The organism is Streptomyces sp. SID5785, from assembly GCF_009870065.1.
Lineage (GTDB): Bacteria > Actinomycetota > Actinomycetes > Streptomycetales > Streptomycetaceae > Streptomyces.
The window spans coordinates 1-9,956 of the sequence record NZ_WWIA01000720.1; the positions used below are offsets into that span (position 1 = coordinate 1).

General features: G+C 71.4%; 6 protein-coding genes and 1 pseudogene. 2 read left to right on the forward strand and 5 right to left on the reverse strand.

Annotated features, from left to right (window positions below):
• The 5 genes and pseudogenes from GTW43_RS23505 to GTW43_RS23525 form a co-directional block, all read right to left on the reverse strand.
• Positions 1–468, reverse strand: a pseudogene (locus GTW43_RS23505) (ParA family protein); the annotation flags it as partial.
• 352 nt (positions 469–820) lie between these two features.
• Entirely contained in the window at positions 821–1,936 is a 1,116-nt protein-coding gene (gene ald / locus GTW43_RS23510) for an alanine dehydrogenase (RefSeq protein WP_161304027.1), read from the reverse strand.
• 145 nt (positions 1,937–2,081) lie between these two features.
• The gene (locus GTW43_RS23515; RefSeq protein WP_161304028.1) at positions 2,082–4,136 is read right to left on the reverse strand and encodes a tetratricopeptide repeat protein; all 2,055 of its coding nucleotides are present in this window, start codon (positions 4,134–4,136) and stop codon (positions 2,082–2,084) included.
• Between the two features lie 273 nt (positions 4,137–4,409).
• Complete coding sequence (locus GTW43_RS23520) at positions 4,410–5,042, reverse strand: NUDIX hydrolase (RefSeq protein WP_161304029.1); 633 nt, start codon at positions 5,040–5,042, stop codon at positions 4,410–4,412.
• Positions 5,043–5,161: 119 nt separating this feature from the next.
• Positions 5,162–6,847 carry a CTP synthase gene (locus tag GTW43_RS23525; protein WP_161304030.1) on the reverse strand — a complete coding sequence of 562 codons (1,686 nt, stop codon included), beginning with the start codon at positions 6,845–6,847 and terminating at the stop codon, positions 5,162–5,164.
• A 476-nt stretch (positions 6,848–7,323) separates the two neighbouring features.
• Between GTW43_RS23525 and GTW43_RS23530 the strand changes: the two genes are divergently transcribed.
• Positions 7,324–9,126, forward strand: coding sequence for a glycoside hydrolase family 15 protein (locus GTW43_RS23530; RefSeq protein WP_161304031.1), 1,803 nt, complete (start codon positions 7,324–7,326; stop codon positions 9,124–9,126).
• Between the two features lie 65 nt (positions 9,127–9,191).
• Positions 9,192–9,956: PucR family transcriptional regulator ligand-binding domain-containing protein (locus tag GTW43_RS23535; protein ID WP_202501853.1), on the forward strand; the 765-nt coding region annotated here is incomplete at its 3' end.

Consider the following 9,956-nt stretch of genomic DNA (forward strand, 5'->3'; position numbering starts at 1 on the left):
CGTGGTCTTGCCGACGCCGCCCTTCTGGTTGCACATCGCGATGATCTTCGCCGGGCCGTGGTCGGTCAGCGGTCCTGGGATCGGGAAGTACGGGAGCGGGCGCCCGGTCGGGCCGACGCGCTCCCGGCGCTGACGGGCAGCGTCCGGGGCGAGCGTGGCCGCGTACTCGGGGTCGGGCTCGTACTCGGCGTCGGGGTCGTAGAAGTGCCCCTCGGGCAGTTCGTCGTAGTCGGCGAAGTGGCTGTGTGTGTCGCCACTTCGGTCGCCGGCCATGGCGTTCACGTGATGGCCATCCATGCTCTGGTGTGCTGTCTGCGTCGGCATCTGCGTCGTCTGCGGGGGGCTGCTGCTGTTGCCGCTCTGGTGGGCCGCGAAGGTGCGTACAGCGACGGAGCCGACAGCCTGAAGCCCCGCGGGTCCCTGTCCGCCCGGCTGGCCACCTCCGGGAGTAAATGTCGACTCATTCACAAGTCGTCTTACCTCCTTGGACATGACCAGGAACATTTATCGATAGGTCAGCGTGGCACCATGCCGACGGTTGGCGACTCTATGGCGTGTCACCGCTCCGCAGCAACACAATCCACCGGACCCGGCACGTTGTGTCGGCACTTCAGCGACAACGGAACACCCTCATGTCAAGGGCGTACGACGGTTCTTCGTTACGTTTCGCGACTGCGCGAATCGGTTAAAGAGTTACGTTCCGCGCGAGTTGACCATGTGCGGACGCATGCCGTGGCCACAGACGTACGGCCGGACCTCTGACAAGGTCCGGCCGTAGGCGTGAGATTGACGACTTCCGTTGACGCCGCCCGGGAGCGGGTCAGCCCAGCAGGGTCTCCAGCTCGAGGTGCTCCAGGCCGTGCGCCTCGGCGACCTCCTTGTAAACGACCTTGCCGTCATGGGTGTTGAGACCCAGGGCCAGCGCGGGGTCACGGCGCAGCGCCTCGACCCAGCCGCGGTCGGCCAGCTCGACGATGTACGGGAGCGTCGCGTTGGTCAGCGCGTACGTCGACGTGTTCGGCACGGCGCCCGGCATGTTGGCGACGCAGTAGAAGACCGAGTTGTGGACCGGGAAGGTCGGCTCGGCGTGCGTCGTCGGGTGCGAGTCCTCGAAGCAGCCGCCCTGGTCGATCGCGATGTCGACAAGGACACTTCCGGGCTTCATGCGCGACACCAGCTCGTTGGTGACGAGCTTCGGAGCCTTGGCACCCGGGATGAGGACGGCGCCGATGACGAGGTCGGCCTCGAGGCAGGCCTTCTCCAGCTCGAAGGCGTTGGAGACGACGGTCTGGATCTTCGTGCCGAAGATCTTGTCGGCTTCCTTGAGCTTGTTGATGTCCTTGTCGAGCAGGGTCACGTGGAAGCCCATGCCGATGGCAATCTGCGCGGCGTTCCAGCCGGAGACGCCGCCGCCGATGACGACGGCCCGGCCGGCCGCGACGCCGGGGACGCCGCCGGGCAGGACGCCGCGGCCGCCGTTGGCGGCCATCAGGTGGTAGGCGCCGACCTGCGGGGCGAGGCGGCCCGCGACCTCGGACATCGGGGCGAGCAGCGGCAGCGCGCGGTTCGCCGTCTCGACGGTCTCGTAGGCGATCGCGGTGGTGCCGGACTCCAGGAGCGCGTCCGTGCACTCCTTGGAGGCGGCGAGGTGCAGGTACGTGAAGAGCGTCTGGTCCTTGCGGAGGCGGTGGTACTCCTCGGCGATCGGCTCCTTGACCTTGAGGAGCAGGTCGGCCGTGGCCCAGACCTCGTCGGCCGTGCCGAGGATCTGCGCGCCCGCGGAGACGTACTCCTCATCGGTGATCGACGAGCCGAGGCCCGCGTTCCGCTCGACGACGACCTGGTGGCCGTGGCGCACGAGCTCGTGCACGCCGGCGGGGGTGATGGCCACCCGGAACTCGTTGTTCTTGACCTCGCGGGGGATGCCGACCTTCATCGTCGATCACGGTCCTTGGCTCAGGGGATTTCTCGGGCAATGCAGTACATACCAGCGTGCTGAGGGACACACCAGGAGACACCGCGGAACACCGCAGTGGAGCCAGTCTAATGAAGGTTTTCTTGCTGTCTAGCCTTTCGTTGCATCAATCTTCCGTGGATGCACTACGGATTTCGCAGGCATCGGCGGCTTGTTCCGAAGGTTTTGCCTCCACGGTGAGCTCCTCTCCCAGCATGCGCTCGGCCGCCCCGCGGTGCAGCTTGGCCGCCGCGGGGTCGCCGAGCCGCTCGAGGGTGTCGGCGAGCCGCAGCTGGAGCGCGGCCTGCAGCCGCACGTCGTCGGCCTGCCGGGCCCACTCGACCGCTTCCTGGCAGGTGCGCAGCGACTCCTCGGGCCGCCCCGCGTACTCCTGCACCCGCGCCAGCTCGCTCAACGCCCGCGCCTGCGCGGGCACATCGCCCTGCTTGCGGTACCCGGCCACCGCCGACCGCCAGCTGCGCAGCGCCTCGCCGTACCGGCCCGCGTAGGTGTGCGCCACGGCGATCCGGCCGTGCAGCCGCGCGGCGTCCGCCCGTTCCCCGCGCGCGAGCCGCTGCGCGAGAGCCCTCCCGTACCAGTCCGCGGCCCGCTGCCAGTCCGCCAGCTCCTGGTAGGCGCCGCCTACGGATTCCATCGCGCGGCCCGTCGCGTACGGGTCCCGGGCCGCACGGCCCGCGTCCAGCGCGGCCCGGTAACGGGCCAGCGCCTCCCGGGTGCGCCCCGTCCGCGCGTCGAGATCGGCCAGGTTGAGCAGCGCCGCGGCCCGCTCGCGGGGCAGGTCGCGGCGCTCCGCCACGTCCAGCACCATCCGGTGGATCCCGTACAGGTCGGGGGCCGCCGCCTCGGTGCCGCGGTGCGCGACCAGGGCCCGGGAGAGCGCCGCCATCAGGCGCCGCGCCAGGGTGTCGAGCTCACCGTCGGCCACCGCGAGGCGGGCCGCGGCGAGCAGCGCGGGCCGACGCACGCGCAGCCACTCGGCGGCCGTCGCGGGGTCCTTGAACCGCAGGGCGCTGGGCAGCCCGGCCAGCTTCCTGCGGGCCGGGGAGCCGTCGGGCTCGGTGATCGCACGGCAGGAGGTCAGCAGCCGGACCGTGCGCTCCAGCATGCGGGCGCGGGCCAGCTGCACCTCCCCCGGCCGGTCCTGGGTCTCGGTGAGCCCGCGCAGCAGCGGCACCAGGCAGCCCGGCACCTCGTACTGGGGCAGCGCGGAGCCGACCGCCCGGACGAGGCCGAGCGTCACGAAGTCGTCGAGGGTGGTCTGCGCCGCGGACACGGAGCAGCCGGCCAGGGCGGACGCGGTGTGCGGGTCGACGTGGCCGTCGGGGGCCAGCGCCAGGTAGCGCAGTATCCGCGCGGCGGGCCCGGGCAGCGCCGCGTACGCGTGCCGGAACACCCGGGCGAGCGCCGGGCCCTCGCCGTCCTGGGCGTGCAGCTGTTTGGCCAGGTCGGCCACCGACTCCTTGGGCCGGGCGGCGAGCCAGCCGCCGGCGAGCTCCAGCGCCGCCGGCTCGGCCCCGCACAGCTCGACCAGGGACTCGGCCGAGCGCGGGTCGCAGGTGATGCGGACGGAACCGGTGTGCCGGGTGAGCAGCTCGAGCGCCGACTTGGTGTCCAGGCCGCCGAGCGTGCAGGGGCGCACGTCCGGGATGCCGGTGAGCGGGCCCGCGGAGACGGCGACGACCAGGCAGTCCGGGGTGTCGGGCAGCAGCGGGTCGACCTGCTCGGCGTCCTGCGCGTCGTCGAGGAACAGCACGACGCGGCGCAGGGCGAGCCCCTCGCGCAGCCGCTCGGTGAGGTCGTCGGCCGACTCGCCCGGGGGCGCGGGCAGTTCGAGCGCGTCGAGCAGCTCGCGGGCGACGCGCTCGGTCGGGACGGGGGTGGCGTCGGCGGCGCTCAGCCGGACCCGCAGGGCACCGTCCGGGTAGCGGTCCCCGATCTGGCGGAGCAGTTCCCCGGCGAGTGCGGTGCGGCCGGTACCGGGGCGGCCCGCGATCAGCAGGACCCGGGCGCGGGGGGCCTTGCGGCCGGACAGGGTGTCGAGCCCGGCGCGCTCGATGTCGGACCTGAGCTCGGCCAACTCCCGCCTGCGGCCCAGGAACCGGGGGCCCGGGTCCGCCGCTGTCTCCGTCACGTCGTCCGACTCGACCGCCTGATCCGTCACGGGCCACGCTCCGTCTCACCCATGCCCCTCCGGGGGTCGGCAGGGGCGGGTCCGAGCCTAGTTCAGGGGGTGCGGGTGCCCTTGGCGGGCGGCACGCACGGGTCCCCTGATCGGATCAGCGGATTGTGGGACCGGACGGGGGCTCGCGGCTTCGCCGCTCGGCCTTCCTCGGGGCGATGCGGCGCGCAGCGCCTGTATGTCAGGGGCGCGGGGAACTGCGCGAGAAGCCCCGGCAGACCCGCGCCCGACGGCGCGACAGCGACAGAGAAGAGGTCAGGCCTCGAACGGTCGCGCGGGCCACGGCGCTTCCGCGGGCCGCAGCCCGTCGAGCCCGCCCGCCGAAGCCCGCGCCGCGGCCAGCGACAACGCGCCCACCACGAGGCAGTTGTTGTGCAGGTCCCCGCCGAGCACCCCGGCGACGAGGTCCCCCAGGGGCACCCGTGCCAGCTCCATGTCGGCCTCCTCGTCCTCGACCTCGAAGCGCTCCCCCTCCGCCTCGGAGAGGTCCCGCGCGAGGAAGATCCGGACGGCCTCGGAGCAGCCGCCGGGCGTCGTGTAGACGTCGGTCAGCACGCGCCAGTCCTCCGCCTTGACGTGCGCCTCCTCGTAGAGCTCGCGCTGCGCGGCGTGCAGCGGGTTCTCGCCGGGGATGTCGAGCAGCCCGGCCGGGATCTCCCAGAGCTTCATGTGCACCGGATGGCGGTACTGCTTCAGCACGAGGACGCGGTCCTGCTCGTCGAGCGCGAGCACGGCCACCGAGCCGGGGTGGACCTGGTAGTCGCGGCGGGCCACCGAACCGTCGGGCATGACGACGTCGTCCGTGCGCACGGAGGTCTTGTTGCCGACGAAGGGGGTCTCGGTCGCGCGGACCTCCCACTCCTCGGCGGTGTCCTTGATCGTCGTCATGCCGAACGTCCTCCCAGGTACGCGAAAGAAACCGGGCGCAAAAGAAACCGGGGCACGTGCCGCATAAGGCACGCACCCCGGTCACCGTACATCGCTTGTCCTACAAGCCCTGTCCGGCCCTACTCGGCCGCCGGCTCCGGGGCCGCGGCGGCCGCGACCTTGCGCTCGACGGCGGCCTTGACCAGGCCGGCGAAGAGCGGGTGCGGACGCGTCGGACGCGAGCGCAGTTCCGGGTGGGCCTGGGTGGCGACCAGGTAGGGGTGGACGTCGCGCGGGTACTCGACGTACTCGACGAGCTTGCCGTCCGGGGAGAGGCCGGAGAACTGCAGGCCGGCCTTCTTCTCGAGCTCAGCGCGGTAGGCGTTGTTCACCTCGTAGCGGTGACGGTGGCGCTCCTCGATGTACTCCTTGCCGTCGTACACCTCGCGCACGATGGAGCCCTCGGCGAGCTTCGCCGGGTACATACCGAGCCGCATGGTGCCGCCCATGTCGCCCTCGCCGGCGACGATGTCGAGCTGCTCGGCCATGGTCGAGATGACCGGGTGGGAGGTCGCGGCGTCGAACTCGGTGGAGTTGGCGTCCGGGATGTCGGCCAGGTTCCGCGCGGCCTCGATGACGATGCACTGGAGGCCCAGGCACAGGCCGAGCAGCGGGATCTTGTTCTCCCGGGCGAACTGGATCGCGCCGACCTTGCCGGACACGCCGCGGTCGCCGAAGCCGCCGGGGATGCAGATCGCGTCCACGTCGCCGAGCTGCTTGCGGGCGCCGGCCGGGGTCTTGCAGTCGTCGGAGGTGACCCACTTGATCTTGACGCGGGCCTTGTTGGCGAAGCCGCCGGCGCGCAGCGCCTCGGTCACCGACAGATAGGCGTCCGGCAGGTCGATGTACTTGCCGACCAGGGCCATGACGATCTCGTGGTCGGGGTTGTGGACGCGGTCGAGCAGGTCGTCCCAGGTCGTCCAGTCCACGTCACGGAAGGGCAGGTCGAGCTTGCGCACGACGTACGCGTCGAGGCCCTCGGCGTGCACGACCTTCGGGATGTCGTAGATCGAGCGGGCGTCGGGGCAGGCCACCACGGCGGCCTCGTCGACGTCGCACATCAGCGAGATCTTGCGCTTGATCGCGGTGGGGACCTCGCGGTCGCAGCGGAGCACGATCGCGTCCGGCTGGATGCCGATGTTGCGCAGGGCGGCGACCGAGTGCTGGGTGGGCTTGGTCTTCAGCTCGCCCGAGGGGCCGATGTAGGGCAGCAGCGAGATGTGCACGACGAACACGTTGTCCCGGCCGACCTCGTGGCGGACCTGGCGGACGGTCTCCAGGAACGGCAGCGACTCGATGTCGCCGACCGTGCCGCCGACCTCGGTGATCACGACGTCGACACCGCCGTCCGAGGACGTCGCCATGCGGCGGATGCGGTGCTTGATCTCGTTGGTGATGTGCGGGATCACCTGGACGGTGTCCCCCAGGTATTCACCCCGTCGTTCCTTGGCGATGACCTGGGAGTACACCTGGCCTGTAGTGACATTGGCACTGCCGTCCAGGTCACGGTCGAGGAAGCGCTCGTAGTGTCCGATGTCCAGGTCGGTCTCAGCGCCGTCGTTGGTGACGAACACCTCACCGTGCTGGAAGGGGTTCATCGTGCCCGGGTCGACGTTCAGGTACGGGTCGAGCTTCTGCATGACGACGCGGAGGCCCCGTGCCTTGAGCAGCATTCCGAGGCTGGAGGCGGTGAGGCCCTTGCCGAGGGAGGAGGCGACACCCCCGGTGACGAAGATGTGCTTGGTCGTCGTGGATTTGGGCGTCATGGCCAAGAGGGGGCTCCCGTGGTCGCGGTCTGGAGTGCGTACCGGCCGCCCGCCCGGTGTGCACGGGGAGGCGCCGTCGCTGCGGTTCGGGGGTTCTAGGACCACCGGCTCACGGGCTACCAGGGTATCAGCGACAGGACGAGGCTGCTTCCGGCCACGCTCCGCACACGCGTGGCCACGGGCCGGACCGGCGTCCACGACTTCGTCACCCGGCGCTCACCCGTTCGGCTCAGGCGCGTTGCCGTGAGCGGCGCGCAGATCACCTACGTGCGTCGTATCCTGCTCGGACACTCGGCTGGCCCCGGCCGGAACACCGGTCCGTCAGTTCGTTTGACAACGCCGTATACCGCCTAAAACGCCGTACCAGGCCGACGTGTCGAGACGTTACCCGGATTGATCCGTCAGCCTTCTCTGACCCCAGCCCCCTTCGCTTCACTGTCCCGGGGGCGTACGTGGCCGTTCGACTGGAGTTGCACGTGGCCGGGCGCATCGAGGATTACGCACTCATCGGAGACATGCAGACAGCAGCGCTGGTCTGCCGGGACGGCACGGTCGACTGGCTGTGCCTGCCCCGCTTCGACTCGCATGCCATTTTCGCCGGACTGCTCGGCACCGAGGACCACGGCTTCTGGCGGCTCGGGCCCGCGCATCCGGCGGGCGAGGAGCCACCGGCGGCGACGCGGCGCGAGTACCGCGGCGACTCGCTGGTCCTGGTCTCCGAGTGGGACACCCCGCGCGGCACGGTCCGCGTCACCGATTTCATGCCGCCGCGTGACGGCGCGCCGCAGCTCACCCGGATCGTCGAAGGCGTGAGCGGGCGCGTCCCGATGCGCTCCGCGCTCCGGATGCGCTTCTCGTACGGCCGGATCACCCCGTGGGTGCACAAGGTGGACGGGCGCACGGTCGCCGTGGCGGGCCCGGACTCGGTGTGGCTGGACACCGACGCCGACACGTTCGGCAAGGACCTGACGACGTACTCCGACTTCACCGTGTCACCCGGCGAGAAGTTCGCGTTCACGATCCAGTGGCAGCCCTCGCACAAGGACCAGCCGGCCGTGCCGGACCCGGACGGCGCCCTGGAGGCGACGCTGGACTTCTGGCGCGAATGGGTCGACCACTGTACGTACCACGGCCCCTACCGCGAGGCCGTCGTGCGCTCGCTGATCACCCTGAAGGCGCTCACGTACGCGCCGACCGGCGGCATCGTCGCGGCCCCCACCACCTCGCTGCCGGAGGAGATCGGCGGCGTACGGAACTGGGACTACCGCTACACCTGGCTGCGGGACGCCGCGATCACCCTCTCCTCGCTGCTGCGCACCGGCTACCGCGAGGAGGCCCGCGCCTGGCGCGAGTGGCTGCTGCGCGCGGTCGCCGGCGACCCGGAGAACCTGCAGATCATGTACGGCATCGCCGGTGAGCGCGAGCTCGGCGAGGCGGAGCTCGACTGGCTGCCCGGGTACGAGAACTCGGCCCCGGTCCGCGTGGGCAACGGGGCGGCGCACCAGCTCCAGCTCGACGTCTACGGCGAGGTCACCGAGGCCCTGCACCTGGCCCACATGACGGGCCTCGCCCGCAACGACTACGCCTCGCTGCTCCAGCTCAAGCTCATCAAGTACCTGGAGAAGCACTGGTACGAGCCCGACGAGGGCATCTGGGAGGTGCGCGGCCCGCGCCGGCACTTCGTGCACTCGAAGGTGATGGCCTGGGTCGCGGTCGACCGCACGATCAAGCTCATCGAGTCCGGTGACGCGGACGGCCCGCTGGACACGTGGCGCGAGCTGCGCGACGACATCCACCGGGACGTGTGCGAGAAGGGGTACGACAAGGAGCGCAACACCTTCACGCAGTCCTACGGCAGCAAGGAGCTGGACGCGTCGCTGCTCCTGATCCCGCAGATGGGCTTCCTGCCGCCCGACGACAAGCGCGTCATCGGCACCATCGAGGCGATCCAGCGCGAGCTGTCCACGACGGACGGCTTCATCCTGCGCTACCCCACGGACGGCGACGACGCGGGCGTGGACGGGCTGCCCGGCGACGAAGGGGCCTTCCTGGCCTGCTCGTTCTGGATGGCCGACGACCTCGCGATGATCGGCCGGGTCGACGAGGCCCGCAAACTGTTCGAGAAGCTGCTGGCCCTGCGCAACGACCTGGGCCTGCTGGCCGAGGAGTGGGACCCGCGGCTGCAGCGCCAGGTGGGCAACTTCCCGCAGGCGTTCAGCCACGTCCCGCTGATCGACACGGCCCTGCGCCTGACGGCGTCGGGCGCGTACGGGGGCTGACCCCCGGGCCCCGGGGAGGCTGCGCGCGGCGCATGCCTCCCCGACGCGCGCGATAACGTCCGGGTATGGACAGCCCCGCCCCGCCCGCCGCCCCCTACCGCGCTCCCGGCGGCATCACCGTGCAGCGCGCCCTCGAGCTGCCCGGGCTGCGCAGCGGGCTCCCGGAGGTGGTCGCGGGGGCGGAGCGGCTGCAGCGCACCGTGCGCTGGGTGCACGCGGGCGAGGTACCGAACATCGCGTCGCTGCTCAAGGGCGGCGAACTGCTCCTGACGACGGGCTACGGGATCGGGACGCGCCCCGCCGAGCAGCGCGCGTTCGTCAGGAAGCTGGCCGAGCGCGGCATCGCGGCGCTCGTCATCGAGCTGGGCCAGCGCTTCGCCCGGCTGCCGGCCGCCCTCGTGGAGACCGCGCGCTCGGCCGGGCTGCCGCTCGTGCAGCTGCACCGCGAGGTGCCGTTCGTGACGGTCACCGAGGAGATCCACACCGAGATCGTCAACGGGCACTACGCGCTGCTGCAGCGCGCCGAGGAGGTGCACCGGCGGTGCACCCAGGCGCTGCTCGGCGGCGGCGGGGTGCCGCAGGTGCTGCGGATCCTCGCCGAGTTCAGTGCCAACCCGGTGTTCCTGGAGACCGCGGACGGCCGGCTCCTGTACGCGGCGGGAGCGGCGGACGACGTCGCCGATCCGCTGCAGGTGTGGGAGGGCATGCGCGGCACGCACCAGGACGAGCCGCCCGCGGGCGCGGTCCTCGTCGACGTGCCGGGCGGCGGCCCGGGCGCCGGTTCGGTGCGGGCGCGGCTCGTCCTGCTGCCGGTGGCGGCGCCGCTCGCG

Coding starts and splice junctions, on each gene's coding strand:
- ald (WP_161304027.1), bottom strand. CDS start 1,936: ATGAAGGTCGGCATCCCCCGCGAGGTCAAGAACAACGAGTTCCGGGTG.
- GTW43_RS23520 (WP_161304029.1), bottom strand. CDS start 5,042: ATGACGACGATCAAGGACACCGCCGAGGAGTGGGAGGTCCGCGCGACC.
- GTW43_RS23525 (WP_161304030.1), bottom strand. CDS start 6,847: ATGACGCCCAAATCCACGACGACCAAGCACATCTTCGTCACCGGGGGT.